Source organism: Paenarthrobacter sp. AMU7, from assembly GCF_041200195.1.
Taxonomy (GTDB): domain Bacteria; phylum Actinomycetota; class Actinomycetes; order Actinomycetales; family Micrococcaceae; genus Arthrobacter.
The window spans coordinates 3,648,867-3,667,774 of sequence record NZ_CP165735.1 but is presented as its reverse complement, the minus strand read 5'-3'; the positions used below and the strand labels follow the sequence as shown (position 1 = coordinate 3,667,774).

Genomic DNA, 18,908 nt, shown 5'->3' with positions numbered 1-18,908 from the left:
ACACCAACCCCGATGAAGTGGAGCAGGTAAGAAAATGATCCGTAGAAAACACACGCTGGCCGCCGCCGTCGTCGTTTCCGCAGCCCTGGCGCTGACCGCCTGTGGTGGCGAAGCGCCGGCGTCGGACCTTTCCTCCGTCAAGATCATGGCGCCGTTCCTGGAGGCGCAGCCGCCAACAGCCGATGGCGCCGTACAGAAGAAGCTTGAGGAACTCACGGGCAAGGACGTCAACATCACGTGGACGCCCAACGCGTCCTACGAAGACAAGATGAACATCACGCTGGCATCTTCGGAGATTCCGCATGTCCTGGTGGTGCAGGGCAAAACGCCGGGCTTCGTGAAGAACGCCGAAGCGGGCGCCTTCTGGGACCTCACGGACAAGCTCAACGACTATCCGAACCTGAAGACCACCTTCCCGGAGGTCCAGCAGAATGCCAGCGTCAACGGCAAGGTCTACGGCGTTTACCGCGGCCGCAACCCGATCCGTGCAGCGGTCATGTTCCGTCAGGATTGGCTGGACAAGCTGGGTCTGAAGGCGCCCGAGACCACCGAAGACCTCTACAAAGTAGCCAAGGCGTTCACCGAACAGGATCCGGACGGCAATGGCCAGAACGACACCTACGGGATCACCATCCCCAAATGGGGCGCGCTGGGAACCAACAGCCCCTATGACCTGATCGAGACCTGGTACGGCGCCGGAAACCGCTGGACCGAGCGGGACGGCAAGCTGGTCCCCAGCTTCGAAACCGACGAATTCCTCGAAGCCAACCGCTTCATCAAGAAGATGGTGGACGAGAAACTCATCAACCCCGATTTCGCCACGTTCGACGGCACCAAGTGGAACGAACCGTTCTTCAACGGCAAGGGCGGCATCATCGTGGACGTTGACTCCCGCGTCAGCGTGCTGATTAACCTCTTCAAGCAGGCCAACCCGAACGACTTTGAAAACAAAGTGGGCTTCGTGGGCAGCCTCAAGGGACCGGACGGCGAACTGCACGCCCACCCCACCGACGGTTACTCCGGCTTCCTGGCCATTCCCAAGTCCAGCGTCAAGACCGAGGCTGACCTGAAGAACGTCCTCAGCTTCCTGGACAAGTTGAACAGCAAGGACGTTGCCGTTCTCATGAACAATGGCATCGAGGGCGTGAACTTCACCCTCGAAGAGGGCCTGGCTGCCACCATCAAGCCTGAAACCCCTGAGGGCAAGGTGGTCAACACTGACATCAAGAGCTTCGCCCAGCTTGGCACCAACGTCACGGGTAACAATTTCTACCCGGTCAAGCAGGCCTCCGAGTACGAGCAGAAGGTCTTCGATGACCGCGTCGCCGTCATGGCAGAGGACCTCAAGAGCGCCGTGTACAACCCGGCAGCTGCCTTCGTCTCGCCCACCTACGTTGCCAAGGGCGCGCAGTTGGACAACATCGTGGCGGACGCCCGTATCAAGTACCTCGCCGGGCAGACCGACGAGCAGGGCCTGAAGGACGCCATCAAGCTGTGGAACACCAGCGGCGGTGACAAGGTCAAGGAAGAAATTAATAAACTCTGGCAGGAAAACAAGAAGTGACAACCCCGGTTATGGAAGCCAAGGCCTCGGAGCGGGCGGCCACCAAGCCGCCCGCCCCGGTGCGGCGGCGCGGGTTCGCCGTCCACTTCGCGCACTACAAGTGGCTGTATCTGCTGTTGCTGCCTGGAGTCCTGTACTTCGCGATCTTCAGGTACGGGCCCATGTACGGCGTGTCCATCGCTTTCAAGGACTACGTTCCGTTCCTTGGCGTCAATGGCAGCCCTTGGGTGGGTGTCACCCACTTCACGGACTTCTTCTCGAACCCGGACTTTCCACGGCTGCTGGGCAATACGCTGATCCTGGCGTTCCTGAACCTGGGCATCGCGTTCCCGCTCACCATCATCCTGGCGTTGCTCCTCAACGAGGTCCGTCTATCGGTGCTCAAACGCACCGTCCAGACGCTCGTCTACATCCCGCATTTCCTGTCCTGGACCATCGTGGCGTCGCTGAGCTTCCTGCTCTTCGCCTTGGACATCGGACCGTTGTTCCAGTTCGTGAACGGTTTGTTCGGGACCAACGTGGACATCCTGTCCGATCCCCACTGGTTCCGGCCCTTGATCGTTCTCCAGGAAATCTGGAAGAACACCGGCTGGGGCACCATCATCTTCCTCGCCGCGCTGGCCACGGTGGACCAGGACCAGTATGAGGCAGCAATTATCGACGGCGCCGGCAGGTTCCGTCGCGTCTGGCACATCACATTGCCGGGCATCCGCTCCACCATCATTGTGATGCTCATCCTGGCCATCGGGCAGATGCTCAACACCGGCTTTGAGCAGATCTACCTCATGACCAACGCACTTAACCGCAGCGTGGCCGACGTCTTCGATACCTACGTCTACTTCGTGGGCATCACCCAAGGCGCCTACAGCTACAGCACCGCCGTCGGGCTGTTCAAGTCCCTCGTGGGAATCGTGCTGATCTTTGGCACCAACTGGCTGTCCAAGCGGTTCAACCAGAGCGGACTGTTCTAATGAAGATCCACAACACCCGCGGCGGACGGGTTTTTGATGCCGCAAACTACGTCTTCCTGAGCCTGGTAGGCATCATCACCCTGCTGCCGTTCGTCTACGTGATCGCCGGGTCCTTCGCCAACGAGGCCGAGATCACCCGGCGGGCCTTCTTCGTCTGGCCCGAGCAATTCACGCTGGGCGCCTACGAATACATCTTCTCCACACCCGCCTTCACACGGGCTCTCATCACCACCGTCCTGGTGACGCTGGTCGGCACCTTGATCCAGCTCATCCTGACTGTCACCATGGCATACCCCTTGGCGAAGAAAAACCTGCGGGGCCGGAAGCTGATCATGTCCCTGGTGGTCTTCGCCATGGTGTTCTCCGGCGGCATGATTCCCACGTTCCTGCTGGTCAAGGACCTGGGCTTGCTGAACAGCTACTGGGCGCTGATCCTGCCCGCGGCCATCAACCCGTTCAGTCTGATCATCATCAAGAACTTCTTCCAGGAACTCCCCCAGGAGCTGGAAGAATCCGCCAAAATGGACGGTGCCACGGAAATTGGCATCCTCTGGCGGATCCTGCTGCCGTTGTCCAAGCCGGTGTTGGCTACGTTCGCGCTGTTCTACGCGGTGGGAATCTGGAACGACTTCATGTCACCCTTGCTCTACCTGAGCGATAACAACATGTGGACCCTGCAGATGTATCTGCGCCAGGTCACGGCAGCCTCGGACCTCCTGGGTACCGGCAATGTGGATCCCTCCTATATTCCGCCGGAACAGGGCATCAAGTTCGCGGTGATAGTGGTGGCCACCCTGCCCATCCTGATCTTCTACCCCTTCCTGCAGAAGCATTTTGCCAAGGGCATGCTGATCGGTTCGGTCAAGGGCTAGGCGCCGCTGCAGCAAGGCGGCCGCGTATTGCCGCTGCATCATCTGAAAGGACATCCATGAAAATCCTCCTCGCGGGCGACTCCACCGTCGCCGCCTGCCCCAGCTTCGAGTACCCCATGAGTGGCTGGGGCGCCCATCTTGCGCCCGAGACGTACTGGTGGGCTGCCGTTCACAACTACGCCAAGGGCGGTGCCACCACGGAGTCGTTCCGCGAGGAAGGCCTCTGGTACCAGCTCATCAACCAGACCGTCCAGGGCGACCTGGTCCTCATCCAGTTCGGGCACAACGACCAGAAACGTGAACACCTGGCCGCGCGCACGGGCTATGCGGACAACCTCAAGCGCATGGTGGCCGAGGTCCGCAGCAAGGGTGGCATTCCCATCCTGTGCACCTCGGTGGAACGCAGGCATTTTTTGGACGGACAGCTGGAGGTCACTCTGGGGGACTACCCCGTGGTGGTCCGGGAGCTTGGCCTCGAGCTCGGCCTGGACGTCATCGACCTCAACCAGTGGACGCGTTCCCTCTACCAGGAGTTGGGAGAGGAAGGTTCCAAGGAGCTCTTCTTCCACTTTGCTCCGGGCGAGCACGCACACTGGGCGGGCGGCCTTGAGGACAACACTCACTTCCATGAGAAGGGCGCCCGGCGGATCGCTTCCTTCGTGGCGGAGCAGCTGGAATCCCTCGGCTACGGCCTGTCGGCAACCCTCAACGCGGGCGCACGTGCATGATTCACTCCAACCCGCTGCGCGGTCCTGCGGATGTGGCTGATTGGGTGGCGGAGGGGCCGGTTCAGTTCGGAACGCAGGAGGTGGCGCACGACGACGGCCCGGGCTCGGGCGGCGACGGCACCAGCGCTCTGGTTCTGTCGGGCTCCCTCGATGCGGAGGAGTACGGAGACCACGCTCATTGGACGCTCTGGTGCCCGGAGAAACTTCCTGATCACGTGAGGATCTCGTGGGAGTTCCTCCCGTTGGAGGAGCCAGGCCTCGCCATGGTGTTCTTCGCAGCCGCCGGCCACAGAGGCGAAGATCTGTTCTCTCCCGCTTTGGCTCCCCGCACAGGCTTCTATCCGCAATACCATTCGGGAGACATGGACGCCCTCCACGTCTCCTACTTCCGGCACAAGCACGCTTCCGAGCGCGCGTTCCGAACCTGCAATCTGCGCAAGAGCGCGGGCTTCGAGCTCGTGGCGCAGGGAGCCGACCCGCTTCCACCTGCCGCGGATGCCGATGGGTTTTATCGCATGGAAGTGATCAAGGACGGCCCCCGGGTAGCCTTCTCCATCAACCAGCTGTTGCTCTTTGAATGGACCGATCCCACGGGCGCACCCCTCAGGGGCGGGTACTTCGGAATTCGCCAGATGGCACCCCTGAGAGCCGCCTACCGGAACCTCTCCATTACCCAGTTGCAGCCCTGGCGCCCTGTGACAGCGCACACGAAACCATGACGTAGGATGTCCACATGCCCCTCTTTGACCTTTCCCTTGAGCAGCTCCGCGACTACACCTCAAGCGTGGTCCCGCCAGCCGATTTCGATGCCTTTTGGGACCGCACCATCACCGAGGCCAGGGCTTTGCCTCTTGACGCTGTGTTCGAACCCGTGGACAACTACCTCGCAGTGATTGACACCTTCGACGTGTCCTATGCCGGCTTCGGGGGAGACCGCATCAAAGGCTGGCTGCACCTGCCGTCACACCGCCAGCCGGGCCAGCAACTTCCCGTGGTGGTGGAGTACATCGGCTACTCCGGTGGCCGCGGACTGGTCAACCAGAACACCAAGTGGGCCCAAGCAGGCTACGCACACTTCATCATGGACACCCGCGGGCAGGGCTACGGCGGCGTCTCGGGCGACACCCCGGATCCGCATCCGTCCGCTGGCGGAAACAACTATGCCGGGCTCATGACCAGGGGCGCCGACCACCAGGACAACTACTACTTCCGGCGGGTGTACGTGGACGCGTTCCGTGCGGTAGAAGCGGCGCAGAGCCATCCCGCCGTCGACCCCTCCAAGGTAGTCCTGACAGGCGTCAGCCAGGGTGGCGGCATTACTGTTGCTGCCGCTGGGCTGACGGCTGGAAGGCTCGACGGCGTCATCGCCGCGCTGCCCGACGTCCCGTTCCTGCAGGACTTCCCCCGCGCCATTGACATCACCCCCCGCGGGCCCTATCCGGAGATCGCGGGATTCCTGGGCCGGCACCGCGAAAAGTATGAGCCAACGCTGGCCGTCCTGAACTATTTCGACGGCGTCCACCTAGGCCGTGCCGCCACCGTTCCTGCACTGTTCTCCGCTGCGCAGATGGACGACATCTGCCCTCCGTCCACCGTTTTCGCGAGCTACAACAGCTACGGCACCGGCTCCTCGGCTGCGCCCGGCGGTGCGCCCGAGGGTGTGCCCGTAAAGGACATCGAGGTCTACCGCTTCAACAACCATGAGGGCGGGCAGGAACACCACTGGATCAAGCAGTTGCAGTTCCTGCGCAAACATTTGTCATGATGGCGGACGCGATTTGCCCGGTGTGAAGAACCGCGGTTATGGTGTGGCTATGACAAACCGTTGGTATGCGTATTTTTCGTTGGCTCTGGAGGGGCCCGCGTCTAACTGACACGCATCCAACTTTCCTTCAGAGCCAACAGGGCAGAGATCATTCTCTGCCCTTCGCCATATCCGGCGGGTTCTGAAAAGGGGCCCGCTCCGCATCCCGGAACAGGATCCAGACATGACAAGCATCGCTGCAGAACCCACCGAATCGCTCGACTCCCCTGATGCCGCGCATCCTTCCACGTCCAACCTGCGGGTCGCCCGCTTCGAGCCGCTGCCGGCACCCCAGGACCTCATCGCAGAGCTGCCGCTGGACGCCCGCTCAGCTGCCGTCGTCGACCGTGGCCGTGACCAGGTCCGCGCCATCATGGACGGCGTGGACGACCGGCTGCTGGTGATCGTCGGGCCGTGCTCCATCCACGATCCCAAGGCCGGCCTCGAATACGCCCGCCGTTTGGTGAGCCAGGCGGAGAAGCACAAGGAAGACCTGCTGATCGTCATGCGGACCTACTTCGAAAAGCCGCGCACCACCGTTGGCTGGAAGGGCCTCATCAACGATCCCCACCTGGACGGCAGCCACGACATCGCCGCCGGACTGCGCGCGGCCCGTGGGTTCCTGAAGCAGGTCACCGCCCTCGGCCTGCCCACGGCCACCGAGTTCCTCGAACCGATCAGCCCGCAATACATGGCTGACCTCGTTTCCTGGGGCGCGATCGGTGCCCGCACCACCGAAAGCCAGATCCACCGCCAACTCGCCTCCGGACTGTCCATGCCCATCGGCTTCAAGAACGGCACCGACGGCGACCTCCAGGTGGCCATCGACGCTTGCGGCGCTTCTGCCGCCGAGCAGGCCTTCCTGGGAATCGACGACGACGGTCGGGCGGCTCTCGTAGCCACCTCAGGCAACCCTGACACCCACGTGATCCTGCGCGGCGGACGCAAGGGACCCAACTACTCCCAGGATGATGTCGCGGCTGCTTCCTCCAAGCTCGCTGCCAAGGGCCTGAACCCGCGCCTGATCGTGGACGCCAGCCACGCCAACAGCGGCAAGAGCCACCACCGCCAGGCTGAGGTTGCCTTGGAAATCGGTGCGCAGCTCGAAGCCGGGGAGACCTCGCCGATCGCCGGCGTCATGCTGGAGAGCTTCCTGGTGGGCGGAGCCCAGAACCTGGACACCGCCAAGCAGCTTGCGGGGGAGCAGGAACTCGTTTACGGCCAGAGCGTCACCGATGCCTGCATGGAATGGGACGTTACGGCTTCCGTGCTGGAGCAGCTCGCTGCCTCGGCCCGGAAACGCCGCGCGGTGGTTGCGGAGTAGATTCGTTTCGTGGCTTCGCTGCGCATCATGCCGTAAGTTCGGCATGCCCGCAGCGAGTCCCCGTTATGGTCTTGCTCGGCCGGGGGAGCGGCATCCCACTTACGGGAAAGGCTTTCACATTGGCCCCATCAGCCTCTAGAGTATCTAGCACATGGTTGTTGGATGGCTCAGCATCGGCACACCGTTCTACTGGGGGTGTCCTAACCGGCTGAGAGCAAAGGAATATGGGAAATGTCCGCAGAGACTAACTTCTCGAATGCGCGTTTCATGACGGTGGCCGAAGTGGCCGACGTCCTGCGTGTTTCCAAAATGACCGTGTATCGCCTGGTCCACTCAGGGGAAATGCCCGCCGTACGGTTCGGGCGTTCCTTCCGGGTTCCTGAAGAGGCCGTTGCCCAGTACCTCAAGGGTGCCGTGGTGGACGGACAATCCGAGACCGCCTGAGGCTGCCGGGGTCCGTCCCGCGGACCGTGGTCACAGGGTGCCCCTTTGAAGCGGTACTCTGTTAAGGAACGTTTTACGTCAATGTAAGAATCTGTCAGTTGTACTTGTCTGCTTCCGCGGATCTGTTCCAACAGACAGGAACTTCTAGTTTGTAAGGAACTTTCGTGGGTTCAGTTATTAAGAAGCGCCGCAAGCGTATGGCCAAGAAGAAGCACCGCAAGCTGCTTCGCAAGACTCGCCACCAGCGCCGCAATAAGAAGTAGAGATACTTCACCAAGCGTGAATGCCCGTTGCCTCTCGAGGTGGCGGGCATTTTTGCGTCCCCGACGCTCTCTCACATCCCTCGGGTTTGGTGGGGTTCCTCTCTCACATCCCTCGGGTTTGGGGGGGTTCCTCTCTCACATCACTCGGGTTTGGTGGGGTTCCTCTCTCAGGTCCCTCGGGAGAAACCCGAACTGACCGCGGGGTCCCGCCATGCTGATCCAAGAGCGCTCTTGATCTTCTGCGTTGCTGACGAAAAGTTGTCCGCCAAGTCATCCTTTCCGAATTTCAGGACCGTCCAGCCTGCTGCTTCGAACGCCTTGTCGCGTCGCCGATCGCTAAATATCTGTTCGCGCCCAAGGTGATGGCCGCCGTCGTACTGTATTGCTACCCGCCGGCCACGGAAGCCCAAGTCCGCGGACGGCGAAAACGGATCGTTCGGGCGGAGTAGCACCTGCAACTCCGGTTCGGGGATACCGGCGTCCATCATTGCCAAGCGGAGCAGTGACTCGGGCGCGGAGTCGGAGCCAATACGCATGAGCTCCATTGCTTCTCGTGCCCTGACGACGCCCTGTAGATTGCGGTGCCTGCCCACCAGCCCGCGAAGTGCCTCCAGCGTGGTGAACGGTTTATCGCGTGCTTCGAAGTCCGGCCTGGGTCTGCGAATGAGCTCGTCACCCATGCAGACCAGGTCGGCGAGCGGAAGGCGTCTTGCAAGATCCAACCAGGTACGCGACCGAGTGCTGATCCGGATGCCCTGGACATTCTCGATCTCGTCGGCGGAGGCCACTACCGTGTGTCCGATTACGCCTTTGCGGCGGACGGACGGGAGATGCCTCGGCTTGCTGAGATGCAATTCATTGGAATCAGACAGCCACGGTGGAAGGCACACGCCATGTAGCCTCGCAGCCGTTACATGGGATATCCAGGCCCCTGGACTTGCGGCTGACAGTGACCTTGCAGCCGCCGATAGCTCAAAATCCCAATCCGATGGACGGTAAAGGCCCCGGCTGACCCCATCTATTCCTACACGATTCCAGAGGTGCGATTGCTTCAGGCCTGCGGCCTCGGCCTCGTCAATGGTGAATGGTGCGTTGGTCAGTCGGGGCGGAAGGGGCCTGGCGTTCTGCATATCTGGCATTCTCGCCCAGAAACGCTTGAGTCATCGTAAGTTATCCACAGGCTCGTTGAGGCCATCGTGGGATGTGAGAGAGGGTTCGGGTCAAGCCCGAGGGATGTGAGAGAGGGTTCGGGTCAAGCCCGAGGGATGTGAGAGAGGGTTCGGGTCAAGCCCGAGGGATGTGAGAGAGGGTCAGAGGCGGGGGCCGCGGAACCTTGAGAAACCCCGCCACAGGCCGTAGACCGCTCCGCCAACCGTGGCGGCCTTGAGCCCAAGCGTTGCTGCGCGGCGACCGGAACGGAAGTCGTACACCGGCCAGTTGTTCTCGCGGGCGTGCCGGCGCAACCTGGCGTCCGGGTTGATCACCACGGGATGACCCACCATGGTGAGCAAAGGTATGTCGTTGGCGGAATCGCTGTACGCCCAGCAATGATCCAGATCCAGGCCCTCACGATCGGCGACGAGCTGAACTGCGACTGCCTTCGCCGGTCCGTGCAGGATGTCGCCCACAAGTTTCCCTGTGTACATGCCACCTTCCACTTCACCCACGGTGCCAAGGGCGCCGGTGAGTCCGAGCCTGGTGGAAATGACCGTGGCCACCTCGATGGGTGTAGCCGTGACGAGCCAGACCTTTCGTCCAACCCTGAGATGCTGTTCCGCGAGGGCCTTGGTCCCCGGCCAGATCCGCGACTCGATCATTTCGTCGTAGACCTCTTCACCCAGGGCCTTGATGTCATCCACAGTGATGCCGGCAGCAAGGGTAAGCGCGGAGTCGCGGACCGAGTGGACGTCTTCCATGTTCTCGCCGCGCATGACGAATTTGAACTGCTTCCAGGCGAATCCGGCCGCTTGCGACAATGTGAAGGCCTTGCGTTCGTACATCTTGCGGGCCACATGGAAGAGGCTGGCGCCCTTCATCAAGGTGTTGTCGACGTCGAAGAAGGCGGCCTCGCCCGTGCGCTTCTGCACGTTGTCCTTCTGCACTATGGGCTTCTGCACCAAGGCATCTGCGACCACGGCGGCGTTCTTCTCCTCGGGCATGCCTTGAGTCTAGTCAATCGCCGCGGTCCGCGTTCGAGGGCGCACGGTGGCGTCACAGAAGGGCTCGGGATGTGAGAGAGGGTTGGCCGGTAGGGCTCGGGATGTGAGAGAGGGTTGGCCGGTAGGGCGTGGGATGTGAGAGAGGGTTGGCCGGTACCTTTGAGATATGGCTATTCCCGACGTCGTTCTCCTCACCAAAGCTGACTGCCACCTGTGCACCGCGGCGCGTGCCGCCGTCGAGCGTGTCACTAAAAGTCTTGGCGTGCAGTGGAAGGAGCAGCTGATCGACGACGACCCCCAACTGCAGGAGCGCTTCGCGGAAGAGATTCCCGTGGTGCTGGTGGACGGCGTCCAGCGCGATTTTTGGAAGATTGACGAGGAACGTCTCACCCGCACCCTGAAGAAGGTCCTGGAGGGCTGAGGGGTTACCCGTTGGTAATGGCTTTTGTTGAGTCCGCCCGGGGGTCATAGAGTGGAACAACAAAGCGACGCAATGGAGAATACCGTGACTGCGCTGGAACCGTCCCCGGAGGCTGCAACCGGGGACAACGAACCTGCCACAAAGCAGATCCCGCCCGCGGCCGTGGCCCGGATGACGCTCTATTTGCGCGCGCTCAACTCCCTGTTGGCTGAAGGCGTGGAGCGGGTTTCGTCCGAAGCATTGGCGGAAGCCTCAGGTGTCAGCTCGTCCACCCTGCGCAAGGATCTTTCCTATGTGGGCTCGTATGGGACGCGCGGTGTCGGCTATGAAGTCCAGTACTTGAGCCGCCACATTGCCGCCGCCCTGGGTCTGACCCATGACTGGAAAGTTGCCATTGTGGGCGCCGGTAACCTCGGCAAGGCCCTGGCCCGGTATGGCGGCTTTGAGTCCCGCGGTTTCGACGTTGTAGCCATCTTCGACGCCGACCCCATGGTGATCGGCAACGAAGTAGGGTGGCTTCGCGTCAGCGACTCCGCGGAGCTTGAGCGGGTCCTTGAACGGACCCACACCAACATGGTGGTGCTGGCCCTGCCCGCCACCGTAGCGCAGGCTGTATGCGACCGCGTGATTGCCGCCGGGATCCGGAGCATCCTCAGCTTCGCGCCGGTGCTGTTGCAGGTTCCTCCGCACGTGAACCTCCGCAAGGTGGACATGGCCACGGAACTCCAGATTTTGGCGTACCACGCACAACGGGCGCAGACACCGGGCCAGGCTGTTTAGCCTTCGCCGGGTCCGCGCCCGCGTTTGAAGCGTCTGGAACTCTGGGTGTTTAGCGGCCGTACGGGTTCTGGTACGGGTTGCCGAAGGGCTGCGCCTTGCGGAAGTACGGGGCCGACGCCGGCAGGTACAGCATGACGATCGCCGCGACTCCCAGCAGGATCACGATGAGCTGCAGGATGCCGTAGGTGGCACCGAACTGGAACAGGCCGGTGAGGCCCAGGACGGAGATGGCGGCGAAGACGGTGCCCAGGATCCGTGCCCAGTTCTTGCCCTTGCGGACGGGGAAAGCGACCAAGGCGTAGAGACCGAGGGCCAGAACAGCGCCTACGACGGCGCTGACGCCGATCACACCGCGCATGCCTTCCATGGACCCTTCGGGGAGGTCCGTACCCTGCTGGCTTGCCTGCTGGTTCATGGCGCTGATGAAGGCATCAGCACCAGTGGTGGCCAACAGAAGCGAGCTGATAGCGGAAAGAATGCCGGCGGCAACGATCATCCAGAAGGCGTAGTTAACCATGGGCGGCACAGCGGTGGGACCGGGCTGCTGGCTGGGCCAGTTGGTGTCCTGTCCGTACTGCGGAGCGCCGGGAGCCTGGCCGTACGGGGATGACTGCTGGCCGTACTGCGGCGCGGCGGGGCTCTGCTGGCCATACTGCGGAGCGGCGGGGCTTTGCTGGCCGTACTGCGGAGCGGCGGGGCTTTGCTGGCCGTACTGCGGAGCGGCGGGCTGGGTGCCCGGCTGCTCGGGCTGGTTGGCATCGCCCGGGTTTGACGGCGGGTAGGGAGGGTTGCTCATGGCATTCCTTTGCTTGTTCGACTGCTGGTGCGGCCGCCGGGATCAGCAAAATGACCCTGCCCCCAGCGTGGTTCTGCTTCCACCGTACCTCCCGGGTCTGACCCTGCAGGTGATCCCACGCAGGTATTTCCGGCTCACGGCAAAAATCATCATGTTGGCTTACGCCTTCATGATGAAAGCCGCGGCAATCCGACAGGATTTACCGCGGCCTTCAGCCTGTATTGGCGCCGATAAGGCACGACGACGGCAGTTGCGTCAGCGCTAAGCGTGGCCCTTGACTGCCTTGAACCAAAGTTGGGAATTCGGAAGCCACATCAGGACTACGGCTACGGCGCTGACGAGGAAGCCGAACCAGTTGCTGCCAAGGCCCGTGCTGGAGCCGCCGGCACTGGCCGCACTGAAAATGGTGAGGAGCAAGGAGATGCCGGCCACGATGGTGAGGGCGAGGCGGGCCCACTCTTTGCCTTCCTTCATCTTCATCGCAAGGACTACCTGTGCCGCTGCCACCGCCAGGGTGAGGATGAGGATGATCAGCAGGATGGCTGCAACGCCAGGGGCGAAAGCGAAGAGGGCAATGATCGCGAAGAATCCGATCAGCCCGAACAGCAGGCCAAGGAGTCCGGAGATCACCCAGATGAAGTATGAAACCTTCAGCTCGGTGGGGAGGCCCTGGGTCTTGAACATTCCCGAGAATCCGCCCTGGGGCATGACGTCGTTGAAGTTGCGGGGCCCGTCAGTGGGCATTTCGAAGTGGAAACCAGGCTGCCCCTGGGCTGGCTGTCCAGGGCCAGGCTGCGGTGGGCCGGGCTGCGGTGGGCCGGGCTGTGAATATTGTCCCGGTTGCGACGGCGGCTGGTAACCCTGGGGTGGCTGGTAGCCCTGCGGAGGCTGGTAACCCGCAGGAGGAACATTGCCGGGCTGCGGAGGCTGGGAGCCGGGCTGCTGTGGCTGTGGTGCTTCGTCTGGGGTACTCATGGCATCACTGTAGACCGCAGGTTGAAGGTTGCATAGGAACTTCGGAGCCAACTCGCAGGTAAATACAGGCTGTTTGCCGAACAATTGCGGGGTGACTTCAGGATATGCGAAACGGCGCCCCCACACAGCCGGGGACTGTGGGTGGCGCCGTTGGGGTGAATCCGCGTCTGGAGAGAGGGCCTATGCGGCGGCCGGTGCGATGAAAGCGAGTTCCAGGTTGATGACAACCTTGTCGCTGACCAACACGCCACCGGCTTCGAGAACGGCATTCCAGGTGAGGCCGAAGTCCTTGCGGCTGATGGTGGTTTCGCCGGAAACGCCGGCGCGGGTGTTGCCGAAGGGATCCACTGCGACACCGTTGAATTCTGTTTCGATGGATACTTCCTTGGTCACGCCCTTGATTGTGAGATCGCCCACGAGGTCGAAGCTGTTGCCGTTGGCCTTGACGTGACGGGACACGAACGTGATCTCCGGGAACTTCTCCACGTCGAAGAAGTCTTCGCCCTTGACGTGGCCATCGCGGTTGACGTCGCCGGAGTCGAAGCTGGCGGTCTGGATGGTGGCGGTGACCTTGGAGTCGGCCAGGGTTTCGCCAACTTCGAGGGTGGCTGAAGCGTCCTTGAACTGGCCGCGTACCTTGCTGATGCCTGCGTGGCGGACAGTGAAGCCGATCTCGCTGTGGGAAGCGTCGAGGGTCCAGGTGCCGGTGGTGACGGAAGCGGGGAGAGTCATCATGGTGTTGCTCCTATATCGATTGGTTGTTACTGCGTGCTTGCCGGGTCGAGCTCATTGCTTGAAGCGTCAACCGAGCTTCGTGTCCAGTATAAACATGCATATGCATCTTTTATTCCAACTCCGGGGAACATTTCGGAAAAACTTTGAGTTCTACTAGCGGTAGAAGATTTCGGATCGCCCCGCTTCTTTGAGAAACTGGTAAACATGCCCCAAGCAACTGTCCACCTGCTTCGCCATGGCGAGGTCCATAATCCCGACGGCGTCCTGTATGGTCGCCTGCCGGAATTCCACCTCTCCGAGCGTGGCCGGGAGATGGCCCGTATGCTGGCCGACCACTTTGTGGCACGTGTCGGCCAGGGGGCCAAGATCGTCCACTTGGTCGCCTCACCGCTGACCCGCGCCCAGGAAACGGCCATGCCCACTGCAGAGGCCCTGAACCTGGAAATCACCACCGAGCCCCGGATTATCGAGGCCGAGAACCACTTTGAGGGGCTCCACCCCACCAAGAGTGAATTCCTGAAGCCCAAGCACTGGCTGTACTTCCGCAATCCGCTGCGGCCATCCTGGGGCGAGCCGTACAAAGAGCAGGCGGCCCGGGTTCTGGCCGCCGTTGAAGACGCCCGTGCCAAGGCGGTTGAGTTGGGTGGCGACGGTGCCGAAGCCATCCTCGTGAGCCATCAGCTCCCCATCTGGTCAACCCGTTTGACGGCTGAAGGACGGCGGCTGGCACACGATCCCCGCAAGCGCGAATGCACGCTCACTTCCCTGACGTCCCTGACATTGGACGCGAACGGCAAGATCGTGCGCGTTGAGTACACCGAACCTGCTGCCGTCCTGCTCCCCGGCGCGGCGAGCACCCCGGGGGCATAGAAGCATGGACAACAACCTCTCACGTCGCGGTGTACTGACTGCCGGTGGCGTCCTCCTCGCGGGACTGACCATGGGCCTGTCCGCGTGTGCCCAGGAAGATTCCCTCGCCAAGCAAGCCAAGGCAGGCGACAACAAGAACTACGTAGCCGGCGATGGTTCGGTGACAGAGTTCGCGAAGGCGGACCGTGCCGCCCCAGTGGCGCTCAAGGGCACCCTCTTTAACGGGGAGACGGTAAAGCCCGAGGACCTCAAGGGCAAAGTCACGGTCTTGAACTTCTGGTTTGCTGCCTGCGCACCTTGCCGCATCGAGGCGCCCCAGCTTGAAGCCCTGCACCAGGACTTCAAGGACCAGGGCGTCCAGTTCTTCGGCGTCAACCTGCGCGACGAGCAAGCCACCGCTGAGGCCTTCGACAAAACCTTCAACATCACCTACCCGAGCTTCAACGACAAGGACGGGGCTGTTCTCCTGTCCGTGTCCGGCATCGTTCCGCCGGGTGCGGTGCCCACAACATTGGTCCTGGACAAGGATGGCAAGGTTGCCTCCCGCGTGCTCGGCGAGATCGAGAAGAGCACCCTGAAGGCCCTCATCACCTCCGCAGTGGCGGAGTAGCACCCATGAACAGTCCCTTCGCCGAGACGATCCTCAGTGGATCGCTGCTGCTGGCTGTGCCGGTGGCGTTGCTGGCTGGGCTGGTCTCCTTCCTCTCGCCGTGCGTGCTGCCACTGGTCCCCGGTTACCTTGGCTACGTCACGGGACTGACCGGCGTCGATCTCCAAAAGCAGCGGCGTGGCCGCATGCTGGCCGGAATCGGCCTGTTCGTCCTGGGCTTCTCGGTGATCTTTGTTCTTTTGGGCGGCGCCTTCGGGCAGTTGGGCACGTTGCTGACCGGCCCGCAGAACGCCTGGATTACGCAGTTGCTGGGCATCCTGGTGATCATCATGGGCGTGGTGTTCATGGGTGGCTTCGGCTGGTTGCAGCGCGACGCGAAGATCCATGCCAAACCGCCCGCCGGCCTCTGGGGAGCACCGCTCCTGGGATTGACCTTTGGCCTGGGCTGGGCGCCCTGTATTGGTCCGACGTACTCCGCGGTACAGTTGCTGAGCCTGTCCGGTGGTTCCTCGGCAGCCAAGGGCGCGCTCCTGGCGTTCGTCTATAGCCTTGGGCTGGGTATCCCGTTCCTCCTGATTGCGCTGGCTGTCCGCCGGGGCATGGGAGTCATGTCCTTTTTCCGCAAGCACCGTCTGGCCATCCAGCGGATTGGCGGAGGCATCCTGATTTTGCTCGGCATCCTGATGGCCACCGGTGTGTGGGGAACCTGGGTGACCGAGTTGCAGTACTGGTTCCAAAACGATGTGAAGTTGCCAATCTGATGAGCGAGTCCGTGAAAGCCACAAAGAAGTCACCGTCCGCTGAAACCACCAGCGCAGCGGAAGGAAAACTCCAGCAGGCCAAGTCCGAGGCCGCACTTCCTGCCCTCGGTTTCAAGGGCATGCTCCGGTGGGCTTGGACCCAGCTGACCAGCATGCGCACAGCGTTGTTCCTGCTGCTCCTTCTCGCCGTCGGAGCGGTGCCTGGTTCCCTGTTCCCGCAGCGGCCGGCGAACCCTTCGGTGGTCACGCAGTACATCAAGGACAACCCGTCCTACGGTGAGATCCTGGACGCCATTCAGATGTTCGACGTCTACTCCTCGGCCTGGTTCTCGGCCATCTACATCCTGCTCTTTATCTCGCTGATCGGCTGCGTCACCCCCCGCGCCATTGCCCATTACAAGGCCATGAAGTCCCAGCCGCCCCGCACTCCCAAGCGCCTTTCGCGCCTGCCCGAGTACGGTACTTTGGCGGTACCCGCCAACGCCGGGATCCCGGCGTCGAAGGCCATCAACGATGCCGCCGGGCTGCTGAAGAAGCGCGGCTACCGCGTGGAGGTCAGGGACGTCGACGGCGCCCTGCCGTCCTTGGGTGCCGAGCGCGGCTTCCTGAAGGAAGTGGGCAACCTGGTCTTCCACACCTCGCTGATCGGCGTCCTGGTGTCCGTGGCCATCGGCGGCCTGTACGGGTACAGCGGCCAGCGCATCCTGGTGGAGGGTGACACGTTCGTCAACACCCTGGTGGGCTACGATCAGTTCACTCCGGGCACCAACTTCCAGAGCAGCGCGCTGCAGCCGTATTCGGTCCAATTGGACAAGTTCGAAGCCAAGTTCGACCGTGAATCCCCGGGCAAAGCAGGCCAGCCGATCGATTACACGGCCGTGGTATCCACCAAGGAAGGACCGGATTCACCGGTCAAGAAGGAAACCCTCAAGGTCAACGACCCCGTTTCCCTCGGTGGTACCAGCCTCTACCTGACCGGCAACGGCTACGCGCCCCTGGTCACCGTCCGGGACGGCGAAGGCAATGTTTCCTTCCAGGGTCCCGTCACGGCCAAGGTCCAGGGAGACAACTACTACTCGTCGGTGGTCATCAAGGTCCCCGACGCGAAGCCGGAACAGCTTGGCTTTGTGGGCTTCTTCCTTCCCACGGCGTTCGTCACCGAAGACGGCACCTCGTTCAGCGCTTCCCCGGAACTCTTCAACCCCCAGTTGAGCCTGAATTCCTTCTACGGAGACCTCGGCCTGGACAAGGGCGTGCCCCAGAACGTGTTCGAACTGGACGTCAAGGACTTGAAACCGCTCAATGCCCGCGACCTCGCGGCGGGCGGCATCACCCTGACCCCGGGCGCAACCGTCAACCTGCCCGAAGGCAAGGGCAGCATCACGTTCGACGGCGTGAAGAAGTACATCGGCGTGGACATCTACCACAACCCCGGACAGCTCTACGCACTGATCTTCGGCTTCCTCGCAGTCGGTGGCCTGGTCATGTCCCTCTATATCAACCGGCGCCGTGTCTGGGTCCGCACCGGAACCCACGCCGACGGCCGCACCATGGTGGAGTACGGCCTGCTGGCCCGCGGTGAAGATCACCGCCTGGCCGGCGAAGCCGCGGCACTCCGCGAGATCTTTGCCCGGGAATGGAACATCCCACAGACGCAGGACACCGCAACAACTACAGCAGGATCTTCCTCAACCTCGAAGGACCAGTAATGCCCGTCATCAACGAAACCCTGGGCCAGTACAGCGAGCTGTTCATGCTGTTGGCCGCCGGCACGTACACCGTGGCGTTCATCGCCTTTGCCTGGGACCTGGCCAAGAGCAGCAAGATGCTCCGGGCCGTGGACCTGAAGGCTGCGGCCAGCACTGCCGGCGAGAAGGTCACGGTTGCTGCCGGCCGCGTCGCGGGAGGCTTGGGAGGTCCCGACGCCGGTGGGCCGGCAGGCCGCGCTGAGCGTCCGACGTCGGGCCTCACCTTTGAGGGCGGCACCGCCGCCGGCGACATGAAATACGCCGGCGAACGCCGCGCACCTGCCCGTGTGGCCGTGGCCCTGACGGTATTGGGTGTCCTCATCCACGGCGCGGGTGTAGTGACCCGAGCCTTCGGTGCGGGCCGTGTGCCGTGGGGCAACATGTACGAGTTCCTCACCACCGGCGCCTTCGTTGCGGTAGCTGTCTTCCTGATCGTCCTCATCCGCCGGGATCTGCGCTTCCTGGGCACCTTTGTGATCGGGCTGGCTATCATCATGCTGGTGGCCGCATCTGCTGCTTTCTGGACCCCGGTGGGTCACCTGGTTCCGGCACTGCAGAGCTATTGGCTGATCATCCACGTCTCCATCGCAGTGCTCTCTTCAGCGTTGTTCACGCTGACGTTCGCCATGTCCGTGCTGCAGTTGCTGCAGTCGTACCGCCAGAAGAGCCTTGCTGCGGGCCGTCCGGACAAGCTGGGCTTCATGCGCCTGGTCCCCAACGCGCTGAGCTTGGAGAATCTCTCCTACCGCATCAATGCCATCGCCTTCATCGGCTGGACGTTTACCCTCATGTTCGGCGCCATCTGGGCCGAAAAGGCCTGGGGGCGCTTCTGGGGCTGGGACCCCAAGGAAGTGTGGACCTTTGTGATCTGGGTGGTCTATGCCGGCTACCTGCACGCTCGGGCCACCCGTGGCTGGACGGGAACACGCGCAGCCTGGTTGTCGATTGTTGGCTACGCCTGCGTCATCATCAACTTCACGCTGGTGAACACGGTCTTCAACGGCCTGCATTCCTACTCCGGGCTCTAAAATCGGGGCCTCGGCGCCAATGCGGGCCTGAGCAGGGGCGTTGTCCCTGGCTCGG

At 62.3% G+C, this 18,908-nt stretch carries 21 protein-coding genes; 16 read left to right on the top strand and 5 right to left on the bottom strand.

Annotation, left to right across the window (positions count from 1 at the left end; translation table 11 throughout):
- Positions 1-34 precede the first annotated feature (34 nt).
- From ABQM86_RS16850 to ABQM86_RS16810, 9 genes are all read left to right on the top strand, one after another.
- Positions 35-1,564: an extracellular solute-binding protein gene (locus ABQM86_RS16850; RefSeq protein WP_207594501.1), complete on the top strand. Its 1,530-nt coding sequence runs from the start codon at positions 35-37 to the stop codon at positions 1,562-1,564.
- Positions 1,561-2,535, top strand: coding sequence for a sugar ABC transporter permease (locus ABQM86_RS16845; protein WP_207594500.1), 975 nt, complete (start codon positions 1,561-1,563; stop codon positions 2,533-2,535). Before ABQM86_RS16850 ends, ABQM86_RS16845 begins: the two co-directional genes overlap by 4 nt.
- A complete protein-coding gene (locus ABQM86_RS16840) occupies positions 2,535-3,407 on the top strand; it encodes a carbohydrate ABC transporter permease (RefSeq protein ID WP_172325940.1) in 873 nt (290 codons plus the stop codon). Before ABQM86_RS16845 ends, ABQM86_RS16840 begins: the two co-directional genes overlap by 1 nt.
- A 56-nt stretch (positions 3,408-3,463) precedes the next feature.
- A complete protein-coding gene (locus tag ABQM86_RS16835; RefSeq protein ID WP_337339176.1) occupies positions 3,464-4,135 on the top strand; it encodes a rhamnogalacturonan acetylesterase in 672 nt (223 codons plus the stop codon).
- Positions 4,132-4,854: a DUF1961 family protein gene (locus tag ABQM86_RS16830; RefSeq protein ID WP_369745022.1), complete on the top strand. Its 723-nt coding sequence runs from the start codon at positions 4,132-4,134 to the stop codon at positions 4,852-4,854. The genes ABQM86_RS16835 and ABQM86_RS16830 overlap by 4 nt, the downstream gene beginning before the upstream one ends.
- Before the next feature lie 14 nt (positions 4,855-4,868).
- Positions 4,869-5,900: an acetylxylan esterase gene (locus ABQM86_RS16825; protein ID WP_369745021.1), complete on the top strand. Its 1,032-nt coding sequence runs from the start codon at positions 4,869-4,871 to the stop codon at positions 5,898-5,900.
- Positions 5,901-6,123: 223 nt separating this feature from the next.
- Entirely contained in the window at positions 6,124-7,263 is a 1,140-nt protein-coding gene (locus ABQM86_RS16820) for a 3-deoxy-7-phosphoheptulonate synthase (RefSeq protein WP_207594496.1), read from the top strand.
- A 231-nt stretch (positions 7,264-7,494) separates the two neighbouring features.
- Positions 7,495-7,707, top strand: coding sequence for a helix-turn-helix domain-containing protein (locus ABQM86_RS16815; protein ID WP_017199160.1), 213 nt, complete (start codon positions 7,495-7,497; stop codon positions 7,705-7,707).
- Between the two features lie 164 nt (positions 7,708-7,871).
- Positions 7,872-7,970, top strand: coding sequence for a 30S ribosomal protein bS22 (locus ABQM86_RS16810; RefSeq protein ID WP_003792170.1), 99 nt, complete (start codon positions 7,872-7,874; stop codon positions 7,968-7,970).
- Between the two features lie 167 nt (positions 7,971-8,137).
- On the opposite strand, the gene ABQM86_RS16805 is transcribed toward ABQM86_RS16810, so the two are convergent.
- On the bottom strand, positions 8,138-8,758 hold the full coding sequence (locus tag ABQM86_RS16805) for an endonuclease domain-containing protein (RefSeq protein ID WP_369745017.1): 621 nt from the start codon (positions 8,756-8,758) through the stop codon (positions 8,138-8,140).
- Between the two features lie 522 nt (positions 8,759-9,280).
- A complete protein-coding gene (locus tag ABQM86_RS16800) occupies positions 9,281-10,129 on the bottom strand; it encodes an HAD family hydrolase (protein WP_369745016.1) in 849 nt (282 codons plus the stop codon).
- 166 nt (positions 10,130-10,295) lie between these two features.
- Here ABQM86_RS16800 and ABQM86_RS16795 point away from each other — a divergent pair, with 166 nt between their 5' ends.
- Positions 10,296-10,550: a glutaredoxin family protein gene (locus ABQM86_RS16795; RefSeq protein ID WP_207594493.1), complete on the top strand. Its 255-nt coding sequence runs from the start codon at positions 10,296-10,298 to the stop codon at positions 10,548-10,550.
- A gap of 72 nt (positions 10,551-10,622) precedes the next feature.
- Complete coding sequence (locus tag ABQM86_RS16790; RefSeq protein ID WP_089596074.1) at positions 10,623-11,330, top strand: redox-sensing transcriptional repressor Rex; 708 nt, start codon at positions 10,623-10,625, stop codon at positions 11,328-11,330.
- A gap of 49 nt (positions 11,331-11,379) precedes the next feature.
- On the opposite strand, the gene ABQM86_RS16785 is transcribed toward ABQM86_RS16790, so the two are convergent.
- The 3 genes from ABQM86_RS16785 to ABQM86_RS16775 all read right to left on the bottom strand — a co-directional run bounded on the left by ABQM86_RS16785 (position 11,380) and on the right by ABQM86_RS16775 (position 13,833).
- Complete coding sequence (locus ABQM86_RS16785; RefSeq protein WP_337339182.1) at positions 11,380-12,126, bottom strand: hypothetical protein; 747 nt, start codon at positions 12,124-12,126, stop codon at positions 11,380-11,382.
- Positions 12,127-12,387: 261 nt separating this feature from the next.
- Complete coding sequence (locus ABQM86_RS16780; protein WP_369745014.1) at positions 12,388-13,101, bottom strand: hypothetical protein; 714 nt, start codon at positions 13,099-13,101, stop codon at positions 12,388-12,390.
- A 180-nt stretch (positions 13,102-13,281) separates the two neighbouring features.
- Positions 13,282-13,833, bottom strand: a complete 552-nt coding sequence (locus ABQM86_RS16775; protein WP_026541313.1) for a YceI family protein — start codon at positions 13,831-13,833, stop codon at positions 13,282-13,284.
- Between the two features lie 207 nt (positions 13,834-14,040).
- Between ABQM86_RS16775 and ABQM86_RS16770 the strand changes: the two genes are divergently transcribed.
- The 5 genes from ABQM86_RS16770 to ccsB are packed head-to-tail and all read left to right on the top strand — an operon-like array spanning position 14,041 to position 18,853.
- Positions 14,041-14,706 (top strand): histidine phosphatase family protein, encoded by a 666-nt coding sequence (locus ABQM86_RS16770; RefSeq protein WP_369745013.1) that lies wholly within the window; start codon positions 14,041-14,043, stop codon positions 14,704-14,706.
- A gap of 4 nt (positions 14,707-14,710) precedes the next feature.
- A complete protein-coding gene (locus tag ABQM86_RS16765) occupies positions 14,711-15,316 on the top strand; it encodes a TlpA disulfide reductase family protein (RefSeq protein WP_280623452.1) in 606 nt (201 codons plus the stop codon).
- A gap of 5 nt (positions 15,317-15,321) precedes the next feature.
- On the top strand, positions 15,322-16,077 hold the full coding sequence (locus tag ABQM86_RS16760) for a cytochrome c biogenesis CcdA family protein (protein ID WP_369745011.1): 756 nt from the start codon (positions 15,322-15,324) through the stop codon (positions 16,075-16,077).
- A complete protein-coding gene (locus ABQM86_RS16755; RefSeq protein ID WP_369745010.1) occupies positions 16,077-17,786 on the top strand; it encodes a cytochrome c biogenesis protein ResB in 1,710 nt (569 codons plus the stop codon). The genes ABQM86_RS16760 and ABQM86_RS16755 overlap by 1 nt, the downstream gene beginning before the upstream one ends.
- On the top strand, positions 17,786-18,853 hold the full coding sequence (gene ccsB / locus ABQM86_RS16750) for a c-type cytochrome biogenesis protein CcsB (protein ID WP_207594487.1): 1,068 nt from the start codon (positions 17,786-17,788) through the stop codon (positions 18,851-18,853). Before ABQM86_RS16755 ends, ccsB begins: the two co-directional genes overlap by 1 nt.
- Positions 18,854-18,908 lie beyond the last annotated feature (55 nt).

Bases quoted from the DNA above. Each gene is read 5' to 3' on its own strand.
- ABQM86_RS16830 (WP_369745022.1), top strand. From the start codon at position 4,132: ATGATTCACTCCAACCCGCTGCGCGGTCCTGCGGATGTGGCTGATTGG.
- ABQM86_RS16770 (WP_369745013.1), top strand. From the start codon at position 14,041: ATGCCCCAAGCAACTGTCCACCTGCTTCGCCATGGCGAGGTCCATAAT.
- ABQM86_RS16780 (WP_369745014.1), bottom strand. From the start codon at position 13,101: ATGAGTACCCCAGACGAAGCACCACAGCCACAGCAGCCCGGCTCCCAG.
- ABQM86_RS16840 (WP_172325940.1), top strand. From the start codon at position 2,535: ATGAAGATCCACAACACCCGCGGCGGACGGGTTTTTGATGCCGCAAAC.
- ABQM86_RS16795 (WP_207594493.1), top strand. From the start codon at position 10,296: ATGGCTATTCCCGACGTCGTTCTCCTCACCAAAGCTGACTGCCACCTG.
- ccsB (WP_207594487.1), top strand. From the start codon at position 17,786: ATGCCCGTCATCAACGAAACCCTGGGCCAGTACAGCGAGCTGTTCATG.
- ABQM86_RS16790 (WP_089596074.1), top strand. From the start codon at position 10,623: ATGGAGAATACCGTGACTGCGCTGGAACCGTCCCCGGAGGCTGCAACC.
- ABQM86_RS16785 (WP_337339182.1), bottom strand. From the start codon at position 12,126: ATGAGCAACCCTCCCTACCCGCCGTCAAACCCGGGCGATGCCAACCAG.
- ABQM86_RS16760 (WP_369745011.1), top strand. From the start codon at position 15,322: ATGAACAGTCCCTTCGCCGAGACGATCCTCAGTGGATCGCTGCTGCTG.
- ABQM86_RS16755 (WP_369745010.1), top strand. From the start codon at position 16,077: ATGAGCGAGTCCGTGAAAGCCACAAAGAAGTCACCGTCCGCTGAAACC.
- ABQM86_RS16850 (WP_207594501.1), top strand. From the start codon at position 35: ATGATCCGTAGAAAACACACGCTGGCCGCCGCCGTCGTCGTTTCCGCA.
- ABQM86_RS16820 (WP_207594496.1), top strand. From the start codon at position 6,124: ATGACAAGCATCGCTGCAGAACCCACCGAATCGCTCGACTCCCCTGAT.
- ABQM86_RS16775 (WP_026541313.1), bottom strand. From the start codon at position 13,833: ATGACTCTCCCCGCTTCCGTCACCACCGGCACCTGGACCCTCGACGCT.
- ABQM86_RS16835 (WP_337339176.1), top strand. From the start codon at position 3,464: ATGAAAATCCTCCTCGCGGGCGACTCCACCGTCGCCGCCTGCCCCAGC.
- ABQM86_RS16800 (WP_369745016.1), bottom strand. From the start codon at position 10,129: ATGCCCGAGGAGAAGAACGCCGCCGTGGTCGCAGATGCCTTGGTGCAG.
- ABQM86_RS16825 (WP_369745021.1), top strand. From the start codon at position 4,869: ATGCCCCTCTTTGACCTTTCCCTTGAGCAGCTCCGCGACTACACCTCA.
- ABQM86_RS16765 (WP_280623452.1), top strand. From the start codon at position 14,711: ATGGACAACAACCTCTCACGTCGCGGTGTACTGACTGCCGGTGGCGTC.
- ABQM86_RS16815 (WP_017199160.1), top strand. From the start codon at position 7,495: ATGTCCGCAGAGACTAACTTCTCGAATGCGCGTTTCATGACGGTGGCC.